This is a genomic window from Aquipluma nitroreducens, from assembly GCF_009689585.1.
Taxonomy (GTDB): Bacteria; Bacteroidota; Bacteroidia; order Bacteroidales; family Prolixibacteraceae; genus Aquipluma; species Aquipluma nitroreducens.
Map to the genome: position 1 here is coordinate 3228129 of NZ_AP018694.1, position 26614 is coordinate 3254742.

The 26614-nt window shown below is 41.3% G+C and carries 27 protein-coding genes; 15 read left to right on the forward strand and 12 right to left on the reverse strand.

The genetic code is table 11. The features are described from left to right. Positions 1-82 precede the first annotated feature (82 nt). The 3 genes from AQPE_RS13495 to AQPE_RS13505 all read right to left on the reverse strand — a co-directional run bounded on the left by AQPE_RS13495 (position 83) and on the right by AQPE_RS13505 (position 3211). Positions 83-1165, reverse strand: a complete 1083-nt coding sequence (locus AQPE_RS13495) for a 3-oxoacyl-ACP synthase III family protein (RefSeq protein ID WP_318347027.1) — start codon at positions 1163-1165, stop codon at positions 83-85. A gap of 10 nt (positions 1166-1175) precedes the next feature. Next, positions 1176-1949, reverse strand: a complete 774-nt coding sequence (locus AQPE_RS13500; RefSeq protein WP_318347028.1) for a UDP-2,3-diacylglucosamine diphosphatase — start codon at positions 1947-1949, stop codon at positions 1176-1178. A gap of 113 nt (positions 1950-2062) precedes the next feature. Continuing rightward, a complete protein-coding gene (locus AQPE_RS13505; protein WP_318347029.1) occupies positions 2063-3211 on the reverse strand; it encodes a TlpA disulfide reductase family protein in 1149 nt (382 codons plus the stop codon). Positions 3212-3698: 487 nt separating this feature from the next. Here AQPE_RS13505 and AQPE_RS13510 point away from each other — a divergent pair, with 487 nt between their 5' ends. From AQPE_RS13510 to AQPE_RS13520, 3 genes are all read left to right on the forward strand, one after another. Then, positions 3699-4640 (forward strand): bifunctional riboflavin kinase/FAD synthetase, encoded by a 942-nt coding sequence (locus AQPE_RS13510; protein ID WP_318347030.1) that lies wholly within the window; start codon positions 3699-3701, stop codon positions 4638-4640. A gap of 103 nt (positions 4641-4743) precedes the next feature. Beyond that, positions 4744-6162, forward strand: a complete 1419-nt coding sequence (gene ahcY, locus AQPE_RS13515) for an adenosylhomocysteinase (RefSeq protein ID WP_318347031.1) — start codon at positions 4744-4746, stop codon at positions 6160-6162. A gap of 121 nt (positions 6163-6283) precedes the next feature. Then, the gene (locus AQPE_RS13520) at positions 6284-6757 is read left to right on the forward strand and encodes a hypothetical protein (RefSeq protein ID WP_318347032.1); all 474 of its coding nucleotides are present in this window, start codon (positions 6284-6286) and stop codon (positions 6755-6757) included. Here the strand turns inward: AQPE_RS13520 and AQPE_RS13525 are convergent. Beyond that, positions 6754-7200 (reverse strand): Rieske (2Fe-2S) protein, encoded by a 447-nt coding sequence (locus tag AQPE_RS13525; protein WP_318347033.1) that lies wholly within the window; start codon positions 7198-7200, stop codon positions 6754-6756. The genes AQPE_RS13520 and AQPE_RS13525 overlap by 4 nt on opposite strands. Positions 7201-7273: 73 nt before the next feature. Between AQPE_RS13525 and AQPE_RS13530 the strand changes: the two genes are divergently transcribed. The 3 genes from AQPE_RS13530 (at position 7274) to AQPE_RS13540 (ending at position 8761) form a co-directional block, all read left to right on the forward strand. Next, positions 7274-7717 carry a hypothetical protein gene (locus AQPE_RS13530; protein WP_318347034.1) on the forward strand — a complete coding sequence of 148 codons (444 nt, stop codon included), beginning with the start codon at positions 7274-7276 and terminating at the stop codon, positions 7715-7717. 161 nt (positions 7718-7878) lie between these two features. After that, the gene (gene greA / locus AQPE_RS13535; RefSeq protein ID WP_318347035.1) at positions 7879-8352 is read left to right on the forward strand and encodes a transcription elongation factor GreA; all 474 of its coding nucleotides are present in this window, start codon (positions 7879-7881) and stop codon (positions 8350-8352) included. Between the two features lie 13 nt (positions 8353-8365). Then, on the forward strand, positions 8366-8761 hold the full coding sequence (locus tag AQPE_RS13540; RefSeq protein WP_318347036.1) for an HIT family protein: 396 nt from the start codon (positions 8366-8368) through the stop codon (positions 8759-8761). An 81-nt stretch (positions 8762-8842) separates the two neighbouring features. Here the strand turns inward: AQPE_RS13540 and ruvC are convergent, their stop codons facing one another. The 3 genes from ruvC to AQPE_RS13555 form a co-directional block, all read right to left on the reverse strand. Beyond that, positions 8843-9397, reverse strand: coding sequence for a crossover junction endodeoxyribonuclease RuvC (gene ruvC, locus AQPE_RS13545; protein ID WP_318347037.1), 555 nt, complete (start codon positions 9395-9397; stop codon positions 8843-8845). 83 nt (positions 9398-9480) lie between these two features. Next, positions 9481-10353 (reverse strand): DMT family transporter, encoded by an 873-nt coding sequence (locus AQPE_RS13550; RefSeq protein ID WP_318347038.1) that lies wholly within the window; start codon positions 10351-10353, stop codon positions 9481-9483. A 190-nt stretch (positions 10354-10543) separates the two neighbouring features. Then, positions 10544-12394: a tetratricopeptide repeat protein gene (locus tag AQPE_RS13555; RefSeq protein WP_318347039.1), complete on the reverse strand. Its 1851-nt coding sequence runs from the start codon at positions 12392-12394 to the stop codon at positions 10544-10546. A 143-nt stretch (positions 12395-12537) separates the two neighbouring features. Here AQPE_RS13555 and lipA point away from each other — a divergent pair, with 143 nt between their 5' ends. Beyond that, positions 12538-13404: a lipoyl synthase gene (gene lipA, locus AQPE_RS13560; RefSeq protein WP_318347040.1), complete on the forward strand. Its 867-nt coding sequence runs from the start codon at positions 12538-12540 to the stop codon at positions 13402-13404. Positions 13405-13458: 54 nt separating this feature from the next. Next, entirely contained in the window at positions 13459-14127 is a 669-nt protein-coding gene (gene lipB, locus AQPE_RS13565) for a lipoyl(octanoyl) transferase LipB (RefSeq protein WP_318347041.1), read from the forward strand. A 59-nt stretch (positions 14128-14186) separates the two neighbouring features. Here lipB and AQPE_RS13570 read toward each other — a convergent pair whose 3' ends face one another. Beyond that, entirely contained in the window at positions 14187-14525 is a 339-nt protein-coding gene (locus AQPE_RS13570; RefSeq protein WP_318347042.1) for a cupin domain-containing protein, read from the reverse strand. Between the two features lie 99 nt (positions 14526-14624). Between AQPE_RS13570 and AQPE_RS13575 the strand changes: the two genes are divergently transcribed. After that, a complete protein-coding gene (locus AQPE_RS13575) occupies positions 14625-15626 on the forward strand; it encodes an IS256 family transposase, variant Zn-binding type (RefSeq protein ID WP_449658186.1) in 1002 nt (333 codons plus the stop codon). 173 nt (positions 15627-15799) lie between these two features. Here AQPE_RS13575 and AQPE_RS13580 read toward each other — a convergent pair whose 3' ends face one another. Beyond that, positions 15800-17011, reverse strand: a complete 1212-nt coding sequence (locus AQPE_RS13580) for a DUF438 domain-containing protein (protein ID WP_318347043.1) — start codon at positions 17009-17011, stop codon at positions 15800-15802. A 128-nt stretch (positions 17012-17139) separates the two neighbouring features. Between AQPE_RS13580 and AQPE_RS13585 the strand changes: the two genes are divergently transcribed. From AQPE_RS13585 to AQPE_RS13610, 6 genes are all read left to right on the forward strand, one after another. Next, positions 17140-18051: a D-hexose-6-phosphate mutarotase gene (locus tag AQPE_RS13585; RefSeq protein WP_318347044.1), complete on the forward strand. Its 912-nt coding sequence runs from the start codon at positions 17140-17142 to the stop codon at positions 18049-18051. Positions 18052-18126: 75 nt separating this feature from the next. Further along, entirely contained in the window at positions 18127-18597 is a 471-nt protein-coding gene (gene ybaK / locus AQPE_RS13590; RefSeq protein ID WP_318347045.1) for a Cys-tRNA(Pro) deacylase, read from the forward strand. A 217-nt stretch (positions 18598-18814) separates the two neighbouring features. Then, on the forward strand, positions 18815-20980 hold the full coding sequence (locus AQPE_RS13595) for a TonB-dependent receptor (RefSeq protein ID WP_318347046.1): 2166 nt from the start codon (positions 18815-18817) through the stop codon (positions 20978-20980). A gap of 127 nt (positions 20981-21107) precedes the next feature. Continuing rightward, positions 21108-21746 (forward strand): hypothetical protein, encoded by a 639-nt coding sequence (locus AQPE_RS13600; protein ID WP_318347047.1) that lies wholly within the window; start codon positions 21108-21110, stop codon positions 21744-21746. Positions 21747-21875: 129 nt separating this feature from the next. Then, entirely contained in the window at positions 21876-22919 is a 1044-nt protein-coding gene (locus AQPE_RS13605; RefSeq protein WP_318347048.1) for a sensor histidine kinase, read from the forward strand. Then, on the forward strand, positions 22916-23665 hold the full coding sequence (locus tag AQPE_RS13610) for a LytR/AlgR family response regulator transcription factor (protein ID WP_318347049.1): 750 nt from the start codon (positions 22916-22918) through the stop codon (positions 23663-23665). Before AQPE_RS13605 ends, AQPE_RS13610 begins: the two co-directional genes overlap by 4 nt. Positions 23666-23932: 267 nt before the next feature. On the opposite strand, the gene AQPE_RS13615 is transcribed toward AQPE_RS13610, so the two are convergent. The 3 genes from AQPE_RS13615 to AQPE_RS13625 all read right to left on the reverse strand — a co-directional run bounded on the left by AQPE_RS13615 (position 23933) and on the right by AQPE_RS13625 (position 26560). Next, positions 23933-24094 carry a hypothetical protein gene (locus AQPE_RS13615; protein WP_318347050.1) on the reverse strand — a complete coding sequence of 54 codons (162 nt, stop codon included), beginning with the start codon at positions 24092-24094 and terminating at the stop codon, positions 23933-23935. A 247-nt stretch (positions 24095-24341) separates the two neighbouring features. After that, positions 24342-24944, reverse strand: a complete 603-nt coding sequence (locus AQPE_RS13620) for a hypothetical protein (protein ID WP_318347051.1) — start codon at positions 24942-24944, stop codon at positions 24342-24344. A 248-nt stretch (positions 24945-25192) separates the two neighbouring features. Beyond that, on the reverse strand, positions 25193-26560 hold the full coding sequence (locus AQPE_RS13625) for a dipeptidase (protein ID WP_318347052.1): 1368 nt from the start codon (positions 26558-26560) through the stop codon (positions 25193-25195). Positions 26561-26614: the final 54 nt, after the last annotated feature.

Genomic DNA, 26614 nt, shown 5'->3' on the forward strand with positions numbered 1-26614 from the left:
TTACCTGTTGAAGACAAAGGTTATAAAACAAGAACGGTGCAATGAATTCACATTGCACCGTTCCTGTTTTATCAAGATCGTCTTAGAATTTATAAACAATAGAATTAATATTCATTCCGGCTCCAACAGAGCATAAAATAATATGATCGCCTGGATTAATCTGCTGACCTTCCATTTTTCCTTTCAAAACAATATCGAGCAAGGTAGGCACTGTGGCGGTTGATGAATTTCCTAATTTTTCGATACTCATCGGCATAATTCCTTCCGGGATTTGCTTCTCATTATACAGTTTGAAAACGTTCTTGAGAATAGCCTCGTCCATCTTTTCGTTTGCCTGATGAATGAGTACTTTTTTGATGTCGCTCAGGTGCAGTCCGGCTTTATCCAGACTGTCTTTTACTACTCCCGGAACATAGGTCAGTGCGTAAACATAAAGTTTATGTCCTGCCATTTTTATAAACTGGTCATTTCCTTCAAAATCAGGATTAAAAGAGTTGCCGTTGACCAGTAAATTCCAATAAGTTGCAGAGTCGGACCTGCTGGAATGGGCTAATATTCCAGTTGGTTCTTCGCTTTCAACTGCTTCCACAATTGTGGCTCCGGCGCCATCGGCATAAATCATCGTATCACGGTCGTGCGGATCGGAAATGCGCGAAAGAACATCTGAACCAACCACTGCTCCTCTTTTGCCAAGACCACTTCGGATATAGGCATCGGCAGTAATCATTCCCTGTGTCCATCCGGGACAGCCAGAGATGATGTCGTGACAAAAACATGAAGGATTCGAAATACCCAATTTATGTTTTACTTTATTGGCAAGACTAGGAAGGATATCAACTCGTGTAGTTTCCAGGTTTACGTCGCCGAAATTGTGCGCAACCAGAATGAAATCGAGCGTTTCAGGGTCGATCTTAGCTGACTCGCATGCTTCTTTAATTGCCATGGTTGCCATGTCAGAATTGTGCAGTTCGTCGCTAATCCAACGGCGTTCGCTGATGTTGGTTATTTCTTTAAATTTCCGGATAATCTCATCATTGTCCTTGTCAAACGGCGCTTTCGTACTTGGATCAAAAAAAGTATAATTATTGAAATATTCGTTTCCAATTGTACGAGTTGGAATATAACTGCCTGTTCCAACAATTCTAGTATATACCTGTTTTGTCATAATTCTTTATTCAGTGGCCCTTGGGGCCTTGATAATTATATTGCTTTAAGTTAAACTCATTCCCATCAAAAACTCCGTACGAAAAATGGTTAATCCAGTCGCCCAAATTGATGTACCGGCTGTTTTCACCAATCGGATGGTCAACCAATACATGACGGTGTCCGAAGATAAAATAATCAAACTTCTCATTCCGGAGAATTGACTCTGCAAAAATAAACATTCCTTCGTTGGTTGTACCTTTAAATCCTTCGCCGCTTATTCCTTTTGATATTCTGGAGCGTTTTGACCAATTGTGTCCAAACGAAAGCGAAAGATTTGGGTGAATACGGGCAAACATCCATTGGAGAATCTTGCTTGTAAATAGCTTTTTCAGAAACAGATAACCTTTGTCGGTATGGTCAAGCCCGTCACCGTGTGCAAGGAAGAATTTTTTTCCGTTAAGTTCTGTCTTAAACTCATTTCGGTGCAATGTCATTCCTAACTCGTTAGGTAGGTAATCAAACACCCAGACATCGTGGTTTCCTGTAAAAAAATGAACTTCAATTCCTGAATCAGCAATCTCAGCAATTTTCCCCAAAGTGCGCGTAAACCCGCGGGGAACAACTGTTTTGTATTCGAACCAAAAATCGAAAATGTCGCCCATCAGGAACAAATGAGAGGCATCTGTCTTAATCTCGTTCAGCCAATCTACAAAAGCCAGTTCCCGCTCTTTATTATTCTTCAGAGCTGGCGCTCCCAGATGGACATCGGATACAAAATATACTTTCTTATTTGGGTTTTTCAAAACATTTTGAAATTGGTTCGAAAAATGAAATGCAAATATACTTGTAAAATTGGAAGAGGCAACATATTTGACTTGGCAGACCGGTTTCAAACCCGATTTGCTTCACGAAAAGTTTATCGGGTCAGTTCTCTGATTGCCTGATCAAGTGCAGGTCCCTGTACATTTTTGGCAACAACCCGCTTGTCTTTATCCAGAATGTAGTTTGAAGGAATAACCTGGATGTTGTATAGATTCGCAGCGATAACACTTCCTTTCATATCGCCAACATTGATCCAATCGAGCCTGTCTTGTTCAATCGCATTTAACCAGGCTGCCCGGTCGGTGTCCACGCTAACCTGATATATTTCGAGTCCTTTCGACTTGTATTTGCTGTACAAATCAACCAATGCCTCATTTTGAATTCGCGAATCACGGTTTTTTGCCGACCAGAATTGAATGAGAATTACTTTGTTTGGTAAAGATGCAAGAGAAACTTCACGACCATTGGCATTTGGAAGTGTGATGTCGGGTGAATTAACGCCGTTTTGAGCAATGAACTGTTGCAACTTATTATTTTTTTCCTGTTGCATTAGCCGTTGGGTATTCGCGTACAAAGCTTTTACATGTTCAGATTTTGGAAAAAATGAATTTAATGCCGAAGCTGCCACCTTCAACGACTGCAAATCCTGAACAACATAGTTCGAATCATCGAATTTCTGATACAAAGCCAATACACAGGCCAACGAAAACGGATGTTTCTGAATAAAGTTGGTTGAATATCTAATCTGGCTTTGCTTAATGTCTGCCATTTCCTGATCCCACTTTATGCGCTGAACACTGTAATCATCGTGCAAGCGGAAAGCATTTACATTGTTTCGTATCGAATCCAGTTTATGCTTGTTTTTTGCCAGCATATTGTTAAGTTCCTGAACCAGAAGTGAACCTGGCGAACCTTGCACGACATAGTCGCGTGAGAAATTGGCAGCATCGCCAAAAACGGATATCTTTTCGGTCGTATCAACCAACAGCGTAACGAAATTATTCCGATTTAAGCTGAGGAGGTAGAAGTTAGGGTAATCGATTTTACCTTTGAATTTAAACGATCCATCCTTACCCAATTCGACTGAATCGACCGGTATACTTGAAGATACCTTTAATTCTTCCAGATATAAATATTTTCCTTGTGCGTTGGTTATTTTTCCATCGATAACGAATCCGTTCTGCTTTTTACAACCAATTGCCAGGACTGTAATTGCGAATGCAATTGAAAATATTTTCTTCACAGTAGTTTTTTATTAGTCAATAACGGGCATAAAAATAATAATTTCGTGTTCATAATGTGCCCGGCAAGTTAAATTTTGAAACATACCTTTCGTTTTGATTGGTTTTTTTTTTTATTTGTGCCAGATGAAACGAGTTTTAAGAATTACGTTGCAGTAAGCGCAATACTTGGTGCCCGAGTTCCACCTGACAATTAAAAACAAATTATTATCAGATGAAACGGTCCTGATAATAACCTCAATTCACTGGAGTTGGATTGTTTTTCATGGGAGTTTCAGGTCGTTAAAATTCTAATATTTAAGAAATAAGGGGTTTGCGAAAATTGAAGGGTGATAATTAAAGAAATAAACACATGAAATGAGCATGATTCACGGAAATACCAACCGGAATGAATATTTTCCAATCATGCGAATTCCATTCGGCAATTAAAAACAAATTATATACGAATGAAATTTCTAATTTTGAAGCCGAATACTAATTTTTGAAAAGGTGAAGATACACAGAGATCTGAATGACTTTTATGCTCATAATCCGGTTCTGACCGTTGGTACATTCGATGGAGTACATTTGGGGCATCGTAAAATTATCGCCCGGCTGCATGATTTAGCAAAAGCGATAAACGGAGAATCTGTCATTTTTACTTTTGATCCGCATCCGCGCAAAATTGTTGCTCCTGCTGAGTCTAACCTGCGTTTGCTGACCACCTTAGATGAGAAAATTGAGTTGTTTGAACAGTCCGGAATCGATCATTTGATTGTATATCCATTTACACCTGAATTTGCCCAATTATCATACGAACAGTTTGTTGAGCAGATATTGGTTGGCCAGATTCACACCAAATCGCTGGTGGTTGGTTACGATCATAAATTTGGACGAGGCAGACAAGGCGACTTTGAATTTCTGAAAGGATGTGCTGACCGACATGAATTTCAGATTGAAAAGCTGGATGTTTTGCTCGTGAATGAATCCAACGTCAGTTCAACCAAAATACGGGAAGCCATTCAGATTGGCGATTTTGAAACGGCCAATGTTTTTTTGGGTTATTCATTTGTACTTCATGGTACAGTGGTTGAAGGGCAAAAACTTGGACGTCAGATCCAGTTCCCAACTGCAAATATTGAAGCTTCTGATCCTGATAAAATAATTCCAGGCTATGGAGTTTATGCTGTTCAGGCCAAAGTTCAGAATAAAACCTACCGAGGAATGTTGAATATTGGTAGCCGTCCCACCGTTAATCGCAATGCCGATCATCGTAGCATTGAAGTTCATTTGTTCGATTTTGATTCGGATATTTACGGCGAACACCTTGAGCTTATTTTCTTCCGGAAACTTCGCGAGGAACAGAAATTCGAATCGCTCGATGCTCTGAAAGAGCAACTTGCTAAAGATAAAGCTAATACTATTTCGTTCTTTCAGGCTATTCAAAAATAGAAATCAGGTAAACTATTCATGTTATATACTGTTTCATGATCAATATTTGCTTATTGCATCTATTGATTTGATTATCTTTGCAATCAAAATTTAATTTTCAGAAATGACAACAAAAACATTGGAGCAATTGGCTTATAAAGTGGCCGATATATCGCTCGCCGAATTCGGTAGAAAAGAGATTGAAATCGCGGAAAAAGAAATGCCAGGCCTCATGGCAACCCGAAAAAAATATGGGAATGTCAAACCGTTGCAGGGTGCCCGCATCATGGGTTCACTTCATATGACCATTCAAACAGCAGTCTTAATTGAAACTCTGGTTGAACTTGGTGCTGACGTGCGTTGGGCAAGCTGTAATATATTCAGTACTCAGGATCATGCTGCTGCTGCCATTGCTGCTGCGGGAATCCCGGTTTTTGCATGGAAGGGCGAAAGTCTTGCCGAATACTGGTGGTGCACAGAGCGTGCTCTTGATTTTGGAAATGGGCAGGGCCCAACCCTGATCGTTGATGATGGTGGCGACGCTACAGTAATGATTCATCGAGGTTACGAAGCAGAGAAGAATCCATCGATTCTGGATGTTCCGGTTGATGCCGAAGACGAGCGTGAATTGAACAATGCGCTGAAAGAAGTTTTGGCTTTCGATCCACAACGCTGGACACGCCAGGTGCCATTTATGAAAGGTGTTTCAGAAGAAACCACTACCGGCGTGCACCGTTTGTATCAAATGATGAGTGAAGGAAAACTTCTTTTCCCGGCTTTTAATGTGAACGATTCGGTAACAAAATCAAAATTCGATAATCTTTACGGATGTCGTGAATCGCTGGCCGATGGGATAAAACGTGCCACTGATGTAATGATAGCCGGGAAAGTTGTTGTAGTGGCTGGTTATGGCGATGTAGGTAAAGGTTGTTCTCATTCGATGCGCAGTTATGGCGCACGGGTAATTGTAACTGAAATTGACCCAATTTGTGCCCTTCAGGCAGCCATGGAAGGTTTTGAAGTAAAAACCATGGAAGATGCTGTTTCGGAAGGAAATATTTTTGTGACGACTACCGGAAACAAAGACATTATCACGGGTGAGCATCTGGCCGCCATGAAAGATCAGGCAATTGTTTGCAACATCGGTCATTTCGATAACGAAATTCAGGTTGCCCGTCTGGAAGCATGGCCCGGAATTCGCAAAACGAACATCAAACCTCAGGTTGATAAATATACCTATGCTGATGGTCACTCCATTTTCCTTCTTGCTGAAGGTCGTTTAGTAAATCTGGGTTGTGCAACAGGTCATCCATCGTTTGTGATGTCGAATTCGTTTACAAACCAGACTTTGGCGCAAATCGAACTTTGGCAGAAAAATTACGATGTAAACGTGTATCGTTTACCTAAATACCTCGACGAAGAAGTAGCCCGCCTGCATTTGGAACAATTGGGTGTGAAACTCACTGTTTTGAGTCCTGATCAGGCTGAATATCTTGGCGTTTCTGTTGATGGACCGTACAAGCCAGAGCATTACAGGTACTAAGAAGTTTGAAGACGGGAGACCGGAGTCTGAAGTGGCTGATCCGATGACTTGAAGTTCATTGGATCAGCTTTTTTTACCAAAACCGACCCGGATATTATTCCATCACAATCGAAATCGTGCCATGAGTTTTAACCAGTATTCGCAAATGTTGGAAGAAATGCTCATCATGGAGTATTTCAGAAATGAATATAAAGAATTTCCCAAAGGGAAATTGATGAAGTCAGAATCTCCGGATTTTATTCTGAGTGTTTCACCCAAAAATGATATCGGTATTGAACTGACAAAACTCCATGGTCCAACGGTGAATAAGTACAAGACGCACTATCCGTGCAAGATAGTTGGATATAATGCTCCGGATTTTAATCGCGAGAATCTTGATTTTACGATCAATGCCAAGAATGAGAAGTTGGCATACTACCAGAAGAAAAGGCTTAGCCAAATTTGGTTACTGATAACTGCTGATCTGGAAGAAAGTCCTGTAAATTATAACTTGGGTAACAAACTTGAAAACTGGAGTTTCTTTTCAGGTTTTCAGAAAGTGTTTTTGTTTGAACTGAAGACTCGGAAAGTGTTTGAGTTGAATGTTTCTGACTAATTGCGGATGATGATTCGACCTCCGATAAATGAAGTACGATACTGTCTAAGCGGCTCAACTGCTGGTCCTTTTATTGGGCTTCCATTGCCCGAAAACAAAATAAACTGAGATTTGCATGTGGGGCATGTTGCAATTCCGCTAGCATCGGCAACGACTCTGGTTGTTGATGATACCTCGTGGGTGCATGCGGCGTCGTATGCTAAATAAGGATTGGAGCTATCGTTCAGGTCGCGAAAAACAATGATGCCACCATAGCCTTTGTCCGCAAAATAATAGAATCCTCCCGGGATATTGAGCTCAATCATATTGGCTATCGGGAAATTCATATCAACATAGACAGAAGGAATGACTGAAGTGTACTCATCCTTGCATGCATTGGTCGAGGCAAGAAGAAAGAAGATAACTAACAGTGGCGAATAGATCTTTCGGGAAAGGTGAAACATTTTTTATATCTTTAGTGCATTAATAAAACAAAGAAAAGAACAAATTATTTTATTCGCTTCATAAATTTTCGGGATGGAAGATTATATTTTTCTGATCATAGCTATTGTTCTTTCTATTTTTGGTGCGATTAATCAAAACAAGAAAAAGAAGGTTCAGGACAATCCATTTACTGAGGCTGATGAAAAGCCCCGAAACAGTTTTATGGATCAGTTGTTGGGTGCTGATTTTCTAAATGAGCCACAGGTTAAGAAGGTTCAACCTGTTCGGATTAAGCCTGAGAAGGCAAATGTTCCAACTAAAAGTAGTATCGATACTTCAGGTGGAAAGTTTTATCATTATGGATTTAAAAGTACTTTGCCCGACAGGCCCAAGCATGAAATGATAAAAACTCAATGGAAACCCAAAGAGAAAGAGGAGGAAGAGCCCGCTGAGGTTGAAGAATCAGTGAATTACCTTGAAGATTTTTCATTGCGAAAAGCATTTGTCTATTCAGAAATTATGAATCGGAAGTATTAGCTTAATGCTTGAATTTTTTTACTATCGAGCTGATTAATTGTTTTATAAAATATTAGATTCGTAAAGATTAAAAATTTTATATAAGTTTGTAACACAAAAGAGTTCCGCAATGGCCGGAATTCTTTTTTGTTTTTAATAGTTTTAATAAAAAGGAGAAAAACATGGGAAAGGTTACTTACGTTACAGAAGAAGGCCTTCGGAATATGAAAGAAGAACTTGATCGGCTGACCAAAATTGAGCGTCCAGCCATTTCAAAAGCAATAGGCGAGGCCATTGAAAAAGGTGATATTTCAGAAAATGCTGAATATGATGCTGCCAAAGATGCCCAAGGCATGCTTGAAGCTAAAATTGCTATTTTGAGTGCAAAAATCGCTTCTACAAGAATAATTGACGAATCAAAAATCGATACATCTTCGGTTCAGATGATGAACAAGGTTACCATAAGAAACAAAGTAAACAATGCAACCATGCAATACACTATTGTTTCTGAACCGGAAGCGAATTTGAAATTAGGAAAAATCTCGATTCAGACCCCAATTGCAAAAGGATTGCTGGGTAAAAAATTGGGTGATGTAGTTGAAATCCAGGTTCCTTCCGGAAAGGTGGAATTTGAGATTGTTGATATTGCAATCTAAAAAAGAATTAAAAATGGCAAGCCTTTTTACCAAAATTGTAAACGGAGAAATACCAGCCTGGAAAGTAGCCGAAGATGAGAATTTTCTCGCTTTTTTGGACATTTTCCCGGTGGCCAAAGGCCATACTTTAGTCATTCCGAAAAAGGAAGTGGATTACCTGTTTGATCTGGATGATGAAACTTACCTCGGACTACAGTTGTTCGCGAAGAAAGTTGCCACAGGTATCCGGAAAGCTATTCCTTGCCAGAAGGTAGGGGTAATGGTTCTTGGATTGGAAGTGCCTCATGCACACATTCACCTGGTTCCGATGCAAACTGAAGCCGATTTGCTGCATTTTTCAAAAAAGTTATCGTTCTCGAAAGAAGAAATGGCTGAAATAACTGCTGCTATTGCCCGGGAATGCCAGTAAACAGTATTCAGTCGCAGTGTTCAGTTTTCTTAGACTAAATTCGCAACATTTTTACTGCCAACTGCGACTGAACACTGATCACTACTTCACCCGATCTGGATTCTTCTTTACAAAATCGCCCCAGCTTTTTATTCCGGATTTTCCCACCGGATTTTTCATTTGCAGGTAATGGCAAACAGCCACAGCCACTGCGTCAGTGGCGTCCAGTTCCTTCGGAAGTTCATTCAGGGTAAACATGTTTTTCAGGAAAAATGCTACCTGTTCTTTGGCCGCACGTCCCATTCCGGTTATCGACTGTTTTACTTTCAGTGGAGCGTATTCAAATACTGGAATCTCTCGGCTTAAAGCCAATCCCATAACCACTCCTTGCGCTCGTCCCAATTTCAGCATGGCCTGAATGTCTTTGCCGTAAAATGGAGATTCAATGGCCAGTTCGTCGGGTTGAAGCTCTTTCAGTAGTGCGTTGGTACGATCGAAAATATGCCTGAGCTTTTGGTAGTGATCAGTAAATCCGGCAGTTTTTATAACTCCAACCTGCAAAATCCGCGGCTTATTATCCACCACTTCAATCAGTCCGTAACCCATGATGTTGGTTCCCGGGTCAATACCCAGAATTGTTATTGGTTTTTTGTCCATATCTATTCAAATCAAGAAATCAAATGTACGCTTTTCGGGATGGAATATTGCAAAGAGCAAAGGGCATGGGGTAAAGTTCCGCTTCACTTTTTCTGCTGATACCAGATTCCTGAAATGATGAAAGCAAGTCCGATAAATGTAGTAACGAAAATGGTTTCACCCAGTATAAAATGAATAAATACCAGAGAGAGAAAAGGCGAAAGGAAAATCAGGTTCCCGGTTTTTGCATTGTTCTCACTCAGTTGCATGGCTTTCATCCACAAAATATAGGTGATTCCGAGTTCAAATAATCCGATATAAATGGATGCCGGTATGCCCCTGGGGTCGGGTAACCTAAAATCAGTAAATAAAAAAGCTGCAATTACGAGGTAGCTCAATCCAAAGGCGAAATTCCAGAAAAGTTTGAAAATCTCGTCACGTTTATCGAGCACACTTAAAACCCAAAAGAAAGCCCATATTATGCTACTTCCAACAGCCAGTAGTGCACCAGTCAAATTTGTATTCGCAATTCCGGAGAGACTTCCCTGCGACGAAATAAATACGACCCCGACAAAGCTGACAAGAATGGCGACAATATTTCGGATCGTAATTTTTTGTTTCAGTAATGGCGCTGAAAGCAATGCCAGTGTTACCGGCCAAATCATATTGAGCGGTTGTGCTACCTGTGCAGGTAAAAGGTTGTATGCCTGAAAAAGAATAAGGTAGTAGCCAAATGGATTTAATGCTCCAAGCAAAGCTGATTTTCCCAATCCGGTGAAAGTGACAGTGAATAATTCCCTGATTCTGCCTTGTAGGAGAATGACCACAAAAAATACAAGCAGTGAAAAAGCCGTAGAAAGTAAAATCAGGTAAAGTGGCGAAAGCACCATCAATCCCAGTTTAAAGGCAGTGGCAACTGTCGACCATAAAAGGACCGACAGCAGGGCATAGATATAGGCTTTCGAGATGCGCTTCATTGATGAAATCAAATATTTAACTGTGGGCTAAAGCCCTATTTATCTTGCTTTTGCTATATCCGTTGGCTGAAGCCAACGGCAAAGGATAGCTCAATTTACATCGAAAGAGTTGTTATCCTTTGCCGTCGCATTTATGCGACGGACATAAGGCCGATTCTGACTTTGGGCTTTAGCCCTTTGACAAAATGCTTTATTTTTTCTCCTGAAAGACAGGTGTTTCGGTCTTGCTTTCAGCTTCCTCCATTTTTCGGTATTCTGTACGGGCATCGACCACATAAATACTTCCCGGGTAATCAGTCAGCATTTTCTTGAAAAGCTCCTTTGCTTCTGCTTTTCGGTTCAGTTTATCCTCGTAAATAGTTGCCAACTGAAAAAGCGCATCGTCAGCCAGCATTTCCCAACTGTGATCTTTAACGATGGAATTTAAGAGCGCCGATGCTTCTTCATATTTTCCTTGCTTCTGAAAGATCCCTGCTTTGCGAAAGTCAACATCATCAATGAGTGAATTGTCAGGATAAATAGTGCTTACCGAATCCAAAGCTGCCAATGCTTCAGTAAAGTTATTTCGGAACAAATGCAGATCGGCCCGTGCAAATATTCTCAGCGGCGTGGCGAGACTGTCGTCCTCAAGGTTTTCGCTGATGAATAGCGAAAGATCCATGGCATCGTTGGCAATCAGCTTCGATGTACTTGCCCTCAAAGCATCGAGCTGAGCTTTTGCCCACTTGAAATTGCCCATGTAATAACCAAGTTTCGCTTTCTTAAATTTCACATCATCGCCCAACGGATTGGCTTTATTGCTCTCTATCACCTGAGAATAAGATATTACCGCCTCCCACAAATCGCCTGAATACACATAAACATCAGACAGCTCAGCTTTCAGAGCCGAAATTTCCTGAACGTTGACACCTGCCATTCCAAGCCCGTCAGTCAAAATTCTGATGGCTTCAGCAGGTTGGCCGAGGTAAAAGGCAAGTAAATGAGCATATTCAATCTGAAGCGCTGTTGTTTTCACTGAAATGCCGAGAGTTGCGAAGGTCTTGGTGAACTGGTTTTGAAGGTCTTTGGCACGAACTGCATCCAGAATGCCGTTGTCAATAAAACGATCATAATTCATTTGCATTTTCTGCTGATAGGCCAGATTGTAATATTCTGCATTTTTCCCTTTCCCGATTAAATAATCGTAGGCTTTTGCGGCATCATCGTAGTATTTATTGGAGGCCGAAACATTGGCTAGATCAAATACATTGGCATCTTCGGTTTCGGTTCGTTTGTCGAGGGCAATGGCTTGCCGGGTCGCGGCAATAAAATTTTTATCCTGAATGAATAGCCAGATCAGCAGCCGGTTATAAATCAATTGTGTTGGTTCTTGCTGAATGCGTTTCAGGACATAGTTTTTCAGTTGTTTACTGATGTCGCCATCGTTGTCCATCGACAGAACCGATTGAAGGTTGCTCTTTACTATTTCCAGATTGCTTTCCTTTTGCTTCATCCATTCCATGTACTCGTTCAGCATTCGGTCGTAGTTGCGCATGTAATAATAAATTCGCGCCAATTCATAATTGTAAATGGCTGGATTCTGTGTCGAACGGGCTTTGATGTAAACTTTCTCGGCATATTCGTATTCGCGACGGTTAAGGAACTGGTTGGCAAGGTTCGGATATTCAGTTGGATTACCAGAAAGCGACGAAATTGCTTTTTCATACATTTTAGCCGATTCGGGTATCTGCCCCTGAGCCTTTTTCAGGAATCCCCACTGAACGTACCAATAAGAATCGGCAGAATTGCCACGGAGTCCTTTTTTTATTGCTTTTTCAGCCTTGTCGTAATCCGGAATTCCCAATAAACAATCGAAATAAATATTGAAATAACCTTCTGATTTGGTGCTTGTATACAATTGCTCGTACAGCTCGGCCGCTTTACCAAACTCCTTGTTCTGGTAATATTTGCTGGCCAGATTTGCCATATTTTGCAAATCGTTGTTTTGCCCAAATAAAATCGCCGGCGTCAACAGAAATAAAATCCAGAGCAAAGTCCTCATGAACCAATTTTTTAGGTTTGAGTACAAAAATAACAAACCAAAACGTTTCCGCTTGGCTAATCTGAAATTTGTAAGATGAATTGATTTGCTATTCAGGAATAACTTCAGATTTTAAACTTAATTTTGGGCAAATTTTGATTCGAATGACGACAGAAATGAAGGAACGGGAAAGACTTCCGCGATGGATGAAGATGCAACTACCCAAAGGTGAAAGCTATTCGAGAGTGAAGAATCTGGTGAACGAGCACCATTTACATACCATTTGTACCAGTGGCAATTGTCCCAATATAGGAGAATGTTGGAATCGTGGAACCGCCACGTTCATGATTTTGGGCGACATCTGTACCCGAAATTGTAAGTTTTGCGGTGTTACTACGGGCAAACCATTGGCTCCCGATCCGGAAGAACCACACCGTATTGCAGAATCAGTTCGGATCATGCAACTGAAACATGCAGTGATTACTTCGGTTGACAGGGACGATCTGGCCGATTTGGGTGCCGGTTTTTGGGCTGAAACCATCCGCGAGATCAAAAAGCTTAATCCTGAAACTAAAATTGAAGTACTGATTCCCGATTTTCAGGGAAAATCAGAGTTAATTCAAAAGGTAATTGAAGCTGCTCCTGAAGTGATTTCGCACAACATGGAAACTGTTGAGCGTTTGACTCCTCAAATTCGAAGCGCCGCCAAATACAGAACAAGCCTGGAAGTGATTCGAATTATCGCGACTTCCGGAATTGTGGCCAAATCGGGTATTATGCTGGGGCTGGGCGAAACTGAAGCTGAAGTTTTACAGGTAATGGACGACCTTTGGGAAGTAGGTTGCAAAGTAATGACCATTGGGCAATATCTGGCGCCAACCCTCGGTCACATTCAGGTGAAAGAATATATTACTCCGGAACAATTCGAAAAGTACCGAACAATCGGGCTTGAAAAGGGTTTCTCTTTTGTGGAAAGCAGTCCGTTGGTAAGGTCGTCGTATCGGGCCGACGCACACGTTGAGGCAAAGTAACTGAAGGATTGTCTTATAAGCCAATTGTATATACTATAATAAACTGACCAGAAAATGGCAAATTTTAATTACGAAGATCTTGGTCTGAAAGACTATAAAGAATGCTGGGATTATCAGGAAACAATACACAAACTAGTTGTCGATGATAAGTTGGCGAATAAGAAAAGCAGCGAAATCAATCGCTTTTTGCTGGTTGAACATCCGCATGTTTACACTCTGGGGAAAAGTGGAGACGAACATAATTTGCTGATCAACGGCGATTTCCTGAAAAAGATTGATGCTGTTTATTATAAGATCAATCGGGGAGGAGACATTACATATCACGGGCCCGGCCAGTTGGTTGGTTACCCGATTATCGATCTGGAAAACTACAAGGTTGGAGTTAAAGATTTCATTTTTAAAATGGAACAGGCGATCATTCAAACCATTGCCGAATATGGACTTGACGGAGCCTTGAAAGATGGAGCTACAGGTGTTTGGCTCGATTCAACCATTCCTGCGAAATCACGAAAGATATGTGCTATAGGTGTTCGGGTGAGCCGATATGTGTCGATGCACGGTTTTGCCCTGAATGTGAATACCGACATGAGGTATTTCAATTACATCAATCCGTGTGGTTTCATTACTTACGGAGTGACTTCCATCGAAAAGGAACTGGGGCGAAAGATCGACATTCAGGAAGTGAAGGAAATTGTGAAAGCCAAGTTTAACGGGATTTATTAGTCTCGGAGTAATTCGGATTGTCAAATTTTCAGGTAATCGCCTAACTAAAAATGTAACGGTTATAAAATGCGCGAAACTGTTGCAGGCCGTGGGGCTTTTACCACCAAAATACGGGCAACATTGTGGGTCGGATTGTAGATGTTGTGAATGATATTGGCAGGACTTTCAACCAGGCAGTCTTTCTCGCAAAGCTCTTCTTCGTCGCCAACCTGAATGACCGGCGTACCTTCGAGTACAATAAAAAACACATCAACAGGTGTTTTGTGCGCTTTTAATCCTTCTCCTGGTTGAAGGGTAATGTGCGACACCTGAGCCGATTCTTTGTCGTACAATTTTCGAACATCAACTCCATGAGGGTTTTGATGCAGTTCCTGATCCTGATACCTTGTTACTTTCATTGCGTTTATATTTAATGTGTCCAATCTAGGCATATTAGTCAAAAATAGTTGGTAAAAAGCTTTGTAAAGCACACCAATATTGATAATACAGAAAGTTTGATGAACTTGGTTTCATCAAACTTTTTATGTTTATGGAAAAATCAAAAAAAACGCTGTTGGGCCTGTGGATATACAGATGTTATTCGATGGGGAAAACAAGGGGGTAAGCAACGATTCAAATGTAAACGATGCGGAATTTTTCTAACTGAAAATCGTCCAGAACAGAGAATTCAAAACAGGTTTGTATGGTTCAGAAAGTGGATATTGGAACGTCAGACTTATCAAATTTTAAGCAGGGACAGCAGCCTATCGCAAGCTACACTTCAACGGACATTTTACCATTTTTTAGAACAAGCGCCATTGGTCAAAATAATCAAGCGAGAGCGTGTTCATTTACGGATAGATGCCACGTATTTTGCGCAGTTTTGTTTGGTTTGTTATCAAGACGATTTTGATGGCTACACCCAGCTGCATCGCTTTACTGACGGTGAACGCTATGAGGAAATCAAAGAGGATCTGGCTAACTTGCTCAAACTTGGGATTCAGATCGAAAGCATTACCACCGACGGTCATAAAAGTATCTTAAAAGCGATAAAAAGGTCAGTTCCAGAAGCTATCGTCCAACGCTGTCTGGTTCATATCCAGCGCATGTGCCTGCTGTGGCTAACACAGTATCCCAAACATCAGGCCGGACAGGAACTACGCAAACTGGTGCTATTTATCCTTCGAATTAAATCAGAAAATGACCGGATTTACTGGACAAGAGAGTTTCTAAAATGGCATGAAACACACAAAGATTACTTGAATGAAAAAACATACAACACAGAAACCGGAAGATATTGGTACACACATAAACTGCTTCGCCGCTCTTATATAACCATCAAACGGGCTTTGCCAAACATGTTTCATTACCTATCAAACCCAGATATACCCAAGACTACAAACGGGATAGAAGGATACTTCAGTCATCTTAAAAACCACCTGGATATCCATCGTGGGTTGACGGTAAAACACCGAATAAACTTCATCAAGTGGTACATTTATTTTGCTAACGCAAAATGAGTTTTTTTAAGCCATTGTGGGCATACCAGTAATAACAGAAAAAGGGCAGCTTGTTGGACTACCCTTGTATTACTGTTTATGCGTTAACCTTATTGCTGGCAGGTTGATCTCCATCAGAGCCTGCTTCCTCTTCGGATTAACTGCGTGGAGCTTACTAATTATTTTCCAAAAAATCACCAACTATTTTTGACCACATTGCCCCAATCTAATAACCGCCTTTCTCCCTGAATGTTTCGTATTTCGGTTATTTCCTGTGAGACTTCCACCACTCCTTTGTAATTTCCAAGTTCGTCGCGTACGGCAAAATATTGAATAAGAATGAATTCGCCCTTCAATTGAATCCAAAAGCTGGCTTTGTCTTTGTCTCCATTCCGGAAAGCTTCTACGATTTGCTCAACCACATGAACGCTTTCGTGCGGATGGCAGTTTTTCACGTCACGGCCAATTATGGAATTGGTTCTCCGGAAAATTCGTTTTTCGGGTGTGGAGTAGAATTTTACTTTGTTGTTCTCGTCCACATAAGTGATGTCAACCGGTAAATGATTAAAAACAAGCATGATTTGCTCTGCGGATAAATAGCCGGTCTTCAAGTCCACTTCTCCTGAAAGTTCAGAAGTTGCCATGTTGATAGCTTCATTCCATATTTCAGGCGAAATAAATGGGAAGCCAATTTTAAGGCCTTCAGCAATTAGAGCCTTCAGTTCATTTTCAGGAATAATACCTGAAATAACAGGGAATAGAATTCGTTCTTCGCGGAATTTGATGGCGTAAATGTTGAAAAACAGATCTCCGACTAAGCGATTGAGTTTTTTGAGATCGAAGTCAGTGGCATTTAATAGCTGAATTGCCTCTTTGAGGTTTCGACGGATGTCGTCGTGGAACGACCACATTACCTGTACACAGCGATAGTCGGGTAAATACTTTTCGACCATTGGGAAAAGCACATTTTCTTTAATTTGGTAATGCAAATCAATTTTGGACAAATCGGTAAGTTTATCTTTTAATTCGTCTTTTACCAGACGATTTCCCTGGTTGATTTCTTTCAACAAAGGGCGAATCGCTTTCAGTTTTTGGTCAATCTGTTCGTTGTTTTGTATCAAAAAATCCAAAAAGCTTCCTGAAGCAGGTTCTGTGTAAGGGAATTCCTGAAGCGATTTGTTCAACAGATTGAGTGCTTTGTTGATGCCCATTTTTAGTCGTGGCATCGGAATTTGAAGGTTGACTAGCTCATCGACAACGGCTATTACATCGCCGGGTTCGGCAAGGTCAATTACCTGCTGATAATTGGCTACCAATGCTGAAGTCATTTCTTCCTGAATAACCAATTGGAAGAGTTCTACTAATTTTTTTACTCTGCTCGCTTTATGATTGGTGAATTCTGACATCTTTTGATATTTAAAATTCCCGAAATGTAATCAAAAGAAGTAACTTTTATCTCCGGAAAAGGTTTGCTACCTTGCGCTATATTTCATTTTAAAAAATCATAATTTATAACTGATAACTCATAATTTCCATGGTTGATATTGACGAATTGGACGATAAGTTCAGCATTGAAGGCGAAGTTGGATTTGCCGAACTGGAAGAAGATTTGGTTTTTATTACGGTATCAAACAAATATGCCGATGCCGATATTTGTCTGTATGGTGCACACATCACGAGCTTCAGACCACACAACTCGATGGATTTGCTGTGGATGAGTCCCGATAGCTGTTTCGAAGTTGGTAAAGCAATTCGAGGCGGAATCCCGGTTTGTTTTCCTTGGTTCGGGCCACATAAAACAGATGAAGAAAAACCACAGCACGGCTTTGCCCGCCTGATGTATTGGGATGTGCTCTCAACGGCTACCAATCCTGCCGGCGAAACAATTATCAAATTGGAACTTAACTCTTCAGAAGAAACCAAGGCGTATTGGGCACATGATTTTCGTGCCGAGATGACTATTGTTGTTGGCAAAACGCTTGTTGAAACACTTAAAATCACCAACACTTCTGCCGTATCGTTCGACTACACCTGCGCTTTGCACACGTATTACAGCCTGTCTGCAATTGAAAGTATTACGATTGAAGGATTGAAAGGATTGACATATTACAATCAGTTGACCAGAGAAAACGGTGTTCAGGAAGAAGAAAAGCTAGAGATAACGGATGGTTTAACCCGCCATTACCTCAATACTGAAACTCCAGTAATTATTGACGACAGCGCCTTCCGTCGCCGGATTAAAGTGGATAAAAAAGGCAGCAAAGTGACCACCGTTTGGAATCCGGGTGCAGAACCCTGTGCTAAAATTGGCGATCTGTCCGACGATGGTTACGAAACCTTTGTGTGCGTTGAGGCAACCAATGCATTCGATTATCCAATTCATCTGGCTCCTGGGGAATCGTTTGAAACTTCTGCCATTATTGGGTTGGAAGAAAAAATCTTTTAGCAGGAACATGGGTTATAAAATTCGAAAGCCAGAAACGAAAGCCCCCTCTTTTGGAGGGGGGTGGGGGAGGCTCTTATGAAAAAGACCAATGCTGCCCGCCTGCTTGATGCCAAATCAATCAACTATGAACTGGCAGAATACGAGGTTAACGAAAATGACCTAAGCGCTGTTTCTCTGGCCAAAAAGATTGGGCAGGATGTGGAACAGATTTTCAAAACATTGGTGCTTCGGGGCGACAAGACCGGCGTGTTTGTTTGTGTAGTTCCCGGAGATACGGAAGTTGACTTGAAAAAAGCGGCCAAAGTATCCGGAAATAAGAATTGTGCCATGGTTCACCAAAAGGAATTGCTCGGTTTAACCGGTTACATTCGCGGAGGGTGTTCTCCTTTAGGCATGAAAAAACCGTACCCGATTTACATACACGAAACCTGCCAGTTGTTCGATCTGATTTATATTAGCGCCGGACAGCGTGGTCTGCAACTCAAACTGAATCCTGAAGATATAGTGCAGATGACCGGAGCGGTTGTTTGCGATGTGGCAGAATAAGTTGTTTCGAGATACGGGTTCCGCGATACGAGCTTCTTTCTTGCAACCCGTAACCCGAAACTCGTAACAATTTTTGAACTTTTCTCCGGACTTCCAACTCCGGGCTTCCGACTTTTTTACACTTCATCCATCTTTTCCGACAGTTCAGCAACTGAATTTTTCAGAAGAAATCGCTTTGCTTCAACTTTGAGCCATGAAACAACAGAAACTCAAAGTCATGAAAAGAACAATTACTGCAATCATTACAATTCTAATTAGTCTGAATGTCTTTTCTCAAACAATAATCATGGGAAAAGTATCAGAGGAGAAAGGCGATGTTTTGCCTGGAGCCAGTGCCTATTTAAAAGGAACTTACGATGGGACAACAAGTAACGAAAATGGAGAATTCAAATTCAAAACCAGCAAAACAGGTCAATTTACTTTGGCGGTTGAGTTTATGGGTTTCGAACCTTTTTCCAGAATGCTGGAATTGAAGGGCGATACCATCAGGATAAATGTGGAGCTAAAAGAAGCTTTTAACCAGCTAAATGCCGTTACAATCACAGCCGGAACTTTTGAGGCAGGCGATAAAAAGCGTGCAGTTACCATTACTCCGCGCGACATGGTAACTACTGCCGGTGCTGCAGGCGATGTTTACGGAGCATTGCAGTCGCTTCCGGGAACAACGACCAACGGCGAATCAGGTCGTTTGTTTGTTAAAGGTGGTGATAGTGAAGAATCGCAAACCTATATTGATGGGGCGCTGGTTTCGGTTCCGTACAATTCGTCGGCTCCAAATATGGCCACACGCGGACGTTTCAGTCCGTTCATGTTTAAAGGAACGATGTTCAGCACAGGCGGTTATTCGGCCGAATATGGGCAGGCGCTTTCGTCGGTTTTGCTGCTCAACACCAACGATATGCCCGAAGAAGACCAGTTGGATTTGTCGTTTTTGATGGTTGGCGTTGAGGCTGCCGGAACCAAAAAATGGAATTCAGGAGCAATAACCGGAACGTTGAGTTACAACAACCTGAAGCCATACATGAGCCTGGTGCCACAAAATTACCATTGGACCGACGAGCCGGAATCGACGAACGGCGCAATTAGTTTCCGCCAGAAGACCAGCAAAACAGGTATGTTTAAGTTCTATTCGAGTCTGGATAATGGCAGTTTTACTGTCAGTCAGAAAAACTTGGATGCGGGCGGACAGTTGACCGATTACAAACTGGCAAACGACAATGTTTTTATGAATGCCTCGTGGAACGACAAACTCGGCGAAAAGTGGGCGATCAGCTCAGCCGCTTCGTTCACCAACAACAAAGACGATATTCATTTCGACCAAACTCATGTGGTCAAAAAGATTCAGGCAAATTACCTGAAATCAACACTGTCGTACCCGTTCAGCGAAAAGTTTATCCTGAAATTTGGCGGTGAGTTATTTGCCAAAACCTTCTCGCAAGATGCACAGATTGGTAGCGAGATACACAACAACAGCTTTACCAATCATACCTTTTCAGGATTTACTGAAGCGCAGGTTTATGCCTCCTCGAAGTTTGTGACCCGTATTGGTGCACGTGTTGAATACTCCGATTACCTGAACAGCTTTAACTTCGCGCCTCGCTTATCAACAGCCTACAAGATCTCAGATAAAAGCCAATTCTCGGTGGCATACGGTTGGTTCTACCAAAATCCGGTTGACAATTATCTGCTTTACACCAACCGAATTAAACCCGAACGCGCCGATCATTATACATTTAGTTTTCAGTCGTCGGCCAACGACCGAACCATCAAAGCGGAACTGTATTACAAAGATTACCGCAATCTGGTTAAATTCACGGGTGGCGAATTTTATCTGCCAACCAGCTACAACAACTTCGGAAGTGGATATGCCAAAGGTCTTGATCTGTTTTGGAGAGATAAAAAGTCGATCAAAGGTGGCGATTACTGGATTTCGTATTCTTTTGTAGATGCCAAACGCGATTACCGCAATTTCCCGCACGAAGCCATTCCGTCGTTTACCAGCAAGCACAATTTGTCAATCGTATATAAGCATTGGATTGGAAGCCTCAGGTCTTATCCTGGCGTCAACTTTAAATATTCGTCGCCACGTGTTTACAACGATCCAAATTCGTCGGTTTTTAATGGCGAAAAGATGTTGCCTTACCGAAGTCTGGATATGAGCTGGAGTTTCCTATACCGCCAGAACATCATTTTTTACTTTGCGGCCAATAATATCACTGGCTTTAAAAATGAGTTTGGCCGTACCTATGCCAGTACTCCTGATGTTTCAGGAAACTACACGAGTGCGGCTGTTGAACCCAGTTCGAACCGCTTTTTTGTGTTGGGTTGTTTCATCACCCTGACCCGAAAAGGAAGTGCAAATCAGTTGGATAAGATAAATTAAGTTTACAGTATTCAGTCGTAGTGGTAAAAATGTTACGAGTTGCGTGATGCGTGTTAAAAGCCACCCGTAACTCGAAACCTGTAACCCGAAACAACTTTTAAAACGTTTAACCTTAAATAATTACATCATGAAAAAGATCATTTTATCAATTGCAGTAGTGTTGATTAGTTTAGTTTCAATGGCACAAAAGCCAGAGTATTATCAAACCATGGGCGAATCGCTCGGAGAATATGCAAATTGCAAAGGGGTTGCCGATTTTCAGGCTTTGGGAAACAAGTTTGAGATGATTGCCAATGTTGAAAAAACAGAGTGGTTGCCATTGTATTACCATGCGCATTGTTACATCCTGATGAGTTTTATGGAACAGGATGCCGCAAAAAAAGACAGTTATTTAGATGTGGCTGAAAAATCGGTCAACAAATTGATTGAAATGGCTCCAACCGAAGCCGAAGTTTTTGTATTACAGGCTTTTTACCTAACCGGACGTTTGGTGGTAAACCCAGTGGAACGCGGTCAGGAATACAGTGGTTTGGTTGGTCAGGCCAACGGAAAAGCGCTGGCAATCGACCCTTCCAATCCGCGCGCTAAAATGATGAAAATTCAAATGGACATGGGCGCAGCTCCTTATATGGGATTAGATCCAAAATCATTCTGTCCGCAAGCAAAAGAATTGTTAGCCAGTTGGGATAATTTCAAACCAAAATCGCCGCTGTATCCGAATTGGGGAAAAGATCAGGTTGCCGGAATCGTGAAACGATGTGAATAGAAAAGTGTTTAGTCGCAGTGACTGGTGTTCAGAAAAGAATTCTGGTTACTGTGACTGACCACTGTTTCCTTTTTCCTCGATTTATCTTTACTTTACAAAACACAACAAACATTAAAATTCATCAAACCAATGAGGTCTCTTGAAATAGGAAGAAAAAGGCGAAGGCCAATTGTCTATATTTTGGGTAGTTCTGCCATAAGTGTTTTCTTGCTTGTGGCATTTATGCAGGGTGCACTTTCCAGTTGGCAAAATTTCTTATCCGGCTTTTTCTGGGGGTTTAGTATCAGTATTGCACAATGGGTCGGTTTGGAAATCGTATACCAATTAATCGATCGCCGGATTTCCTGGATCGAAACTCCTGTAAAAAAAGTATTCGTTCAGGTAATCTCTTTTTTAACCTATTCAGCTTCAGCATTTATTATCGTTCAGCTTGCCAATTATTACATCTGGCTGGGTATTTTACCATCCGAATCATGGAAATCGATTATTCGGTCACTTCCTTTTACTCTCCTGATTTCACTCGTTCTTTCACTGATATTTACTGCGATCGGATTTTTCTTTGCCTGGAAAAACGCTTTTCTTCAGGCTGAAAAGTTGAAAGTTGAAATGTTGGCGTACAAATACGAATCGCTACGCAACCAGATCAATCCCCATTTCCTGTTCAACAGCCTGAATGTGTTGAGCGATCTGGTGTACGACGATCAGGCGATGGCGGTAAAGTTTATCAGACAACTCAGCGACTTGTTTCGTTACGTTCTTGATAGTCGCGATAAGGAACTGGTTCCGCTTAAGGATGAGCTGGAATTTATCCGCTCGTTTACCTTTTTACTGAAAACGCGCTTCGAAGAAAAACTAAAGATTGATGTTGATGTTCAGGCCAATCCGGAAGAATATATTGTGCCGATGACTTTGCAATTGTTGATCGAAAATGCAGTAAAGCACAACGAAGTTTCCGAAGCGTTTCCACTCCGGATTTCGGTGCGGAAAGTGAACGATTGTTTGGAAGTAGAGAATAATTTACAACCCAAAAATGTAGGCGACGATTCGAAGAAAACCGGGCTGAAAAACATTACCCAGCAGTTTGCTTTCTTTTCTGAGAAGCCCATTAAAATTATTACTTCCGACGAGCGATACATGGTTCGGGTTCCTATCTTAAAATCGGTTGAGAAATGAAAGCTATAGTTTTTGAAGACGAAACACGTGCAGCCAATCATCTGGAACGATTGCTTGCCAGGGTTGCTCCTGAAATTTCAGTGCTTGCCAAGCTCGAATCGGTTCGCGATGCCGTGAAGTACCTGCAAAATAATCCGGAGCCGGAACTCATATTTTCGGATATTCAGCTGGCCGATGGACTGAGTTTCGAAATTTACAAACAGGTTGAGGTGAGTTGCCCGATCATTTTTACCACCGCCTACGACCATTACGCTATCGAAGCTTTTAAGACCAACGGCATCGACTATTTACTGAAGCCAGTTGAAGAAGAGCGACTTCGTCAGGCCATTGATAAAGCCAAACATTTTTCGCCCGGGCTGGTGCTCGAAAAGCTGCTGGCAATGAATAGGCCAGTCGCAGAAAAAGCTTATAAATCGCGGTTTATGGTGAAAGTGGGCGACAAAATAAAAAGCGTTCCGGTGGAGGAAATTTTAGTGTTTTACAGTCAGGAGAAAGCCAGCTTTATTCGCACCACCGATACACATACCTATTGCATCGACTATGCCCTCGACCAGTTGGAACCCATGCTCGATCCGGAGAAATACTTCCGCATCAACCGCAAATACATTGTTGCCATTGATGCCTGTACCAACATTCTGGCGTGGACAAACTCGCGCCTCCGCCTGAAGATTGAAGGGATTGATGACTCCGATATTATTGTTGCAAGGGAACGGGTGGTGGAGTTTAAGAGTTGGCTGGATCGATAAAAACGTTGCGAGTTGCGGGTTACATGTATCGGGTTGGGGCCTTCGGTTGGATATTTGAGTTGTAAAGATGTTTTTCAAATTACTCAATTAAGGATTACTGTTTTCTTTGCCCCGTTGGGGCTAAATATGAATAGCCCGGGGTAAAGTGAGGAACGAACGCCACCCCGGGGTGGGAATCGGAGTTGTTTCCCGTCCGCGCAGGAATGCAAGTCAGGAAGATGGTCTTTTCTCGGACGGAATGGCGGATATCTTGATTTAAGCTAGTTTTTATTTGCTATCAATTGGATAATGAGTTTGCTCATATTCATCAATCCTCTTTGCCAATTCATCAGCCTTTTCGCTCTCTGGTGTTCCGATTGGAGCATCGAAAATCTCTTGGAGACGTTTCAACGCAAAATTGTAATCTTCATCATTTTCGATCTTCATCATGGTTATGATTATAAATCTGATTATTGGGCAAAATAGCAATATAGAATTGGATTTTCTCGACCACGTTCTGTTATTTTTTCCATTAATACCATTACATATGGATATGACGGTTCGTTTTTATAAAGGATCGGATATGATCCGTTTACGTAAGCTTCAATGTGATTGATACTTTCTGATTCACAAAGAAATTGTCCAGATACTTTTTCTGCCAGACATTCATAAGCAACATACATATTTTTTCTCATAACTATTTCATGGCATTAATGATAGATTGATTTAAGAATATTTCCTCCTCCTTTATTTCAACATGGTCAAATATATTTTCATCTAATTCTTGCAATCTAATATTGCCAAGTCTCCTGGGATCATCATGGTCGAATCGATGTGAAAGGAATTTACTTCCCATATATTCAATTATTGAATCCAACTTATTGCTATATTTTTTAAATCCTTTTTCAAAGAGTTCTGGATTATTGAATATAAATGATTCATTCAGAAGTATATTAAGTTGAAAAACCAATAATTCAGTGTTTATCACATATTCAGAATACAAAAGATCAGTATTGTGATATTTCCAGAAATTGCCAGTTAAATATTGTATTTCACGTCTAATTTTTTGTTGATCTTGATATTTTGCAGTCTGTTTTGTTACCTCATATACAAAAGTCGCAATTAGCGAGGTTGCCAATAGAGACAGCAGTGCAATGAATACAGAACCAGCAGAATACCACTGCTCTGGATCACTAGATAGTCCATCTGAAAATTTATATAAGAACATTCCAAGCGAAAGGATTAAAAAGACAAAAACAAAAGACGTTAGAATTAATAAAAAACATTTTAAAAGTTTCATGTGAAATTAAAATTTAGTGTTTTGTAAATTTACTAATAATAAATGACTTCGTTTCCCGGGTGACTCCCATGTAAGCACATTAAGAATGAAAAGTTTTAACATTATAATGTCAACAAAATCAATAAATTAATGTCATTTAAAACAAAAATTCCATCCTCTTTCGAAGAATGGAATCTCTTTTAATTTTAAAAATATTGGCAACCCACTGACCTAAGCTTTCCCCCATCGGGGGAACGGGAAGGGGGCTTCTATTTGATCTCGGCAAAATACTTGTAAAACAATGGTATTGTGCGGATTCCATTGTAGAATTGTTCCAACGGGAAGTTCTCATTGGGTGAGTGAATGGCATCCGAATCCAGACCAAAGCCCATTAGAATTGATTTGATGCCCAGCACTTTCTCGAACGTAGAAATAATGGGAATACTTCCGCCGCTGCGAACCGGAACTGGTCGTTTGCCATAGGTGTCGAGATAGGCTTTTTCGGCAGCCTGATAAGCCGGAACGGTGATCGGGCAACCGTAAGCTTGTCCGCCGTGCAGCGAAGTCACTTCAACCTTTACGCTTTTTGGAGCGATGCTTTCGAAGTGCTCTTTAAATAAAACGGCAATCTTTTCATGATCCTGATTGGGCACCAGACGGGTTGAAATCTTGGCAAAAGCTTTCGATGGCATTACTGTTTTGGCGCCTTCGCCCATATAGCCACCCCAAATGCCGCAAACATCGAAACTTGGGCGAATTCCAGTGCGTTCGGTTGTTGAAAAACCTTCTTCACCGGAAACTTCATCGACAGCAATCGATTTTTTGTATGTTTCAAGATTAAAAGGAGCCTGCGCCAACAAGGCGCGTTCTTCAGCAGAAATATCAAGTACATCGTCGTAAAATCCGGGAATGGTAATCTTGCCTTTTTCGTCGGTCATTTGTGCAATTAGTTTGGCGAGCACATTGATTGGGTTGGCAACTGCGCCACCGTACAGACCGGAGTGCAAATCGCGGTTTGGCCCGGTAACCTCAACCTGCCAGTATGCCAATCCGCGCAATCCGGTGGTAATTGACGGCATGTCGCGGGCAATCATCGATGTGTCGGAAACCAGGATGATATCGGCTTTCAGCATTTCTTTGTGCTGCTCGCACCATTTGCCCAAATTAGGTGAACCAATTTCCTCCTCGCCTTCAATCATGAATTTTACGTTACAAGGAAGCGTATGAGTGCGAACCATCAGTTCGAAGGCTTTAGCGTGCATAAAACTTTGCCCTTTGTTGTCTTCGGCGCCCCGTCCCCAGATTTTTCCGTCACGGATTTCAGGTTCAAACGGAGGAGAAGTCCATAAATTAATCGGGTCAACTGGCATCACATCCATGTGCCCATAAATCAAAACTGTTGGTTTGGTTGGGTCGATGATCTTCTCGCCGTACGTTACCGGATTTCCGTCCGACTCATAAACTTCAGCACGGTCGGCTCCGGCTTCAAGCAAAAGTTTTTTCCAATATTCAGCAGCTTTCAGCATATCCGATTTATTTTCAGCAATTGAGCTGACTGACGGAATTTGGATTAAACCGAATAATTCTTTCAAAAAACGGTCTTTGTTTTCTTCGATGTACTGTTCAATGTATGTCATAATTTAATTTTGAATGTTTCAAGTTCAGAAAAATAAAGTTTTCAAATCAGAATA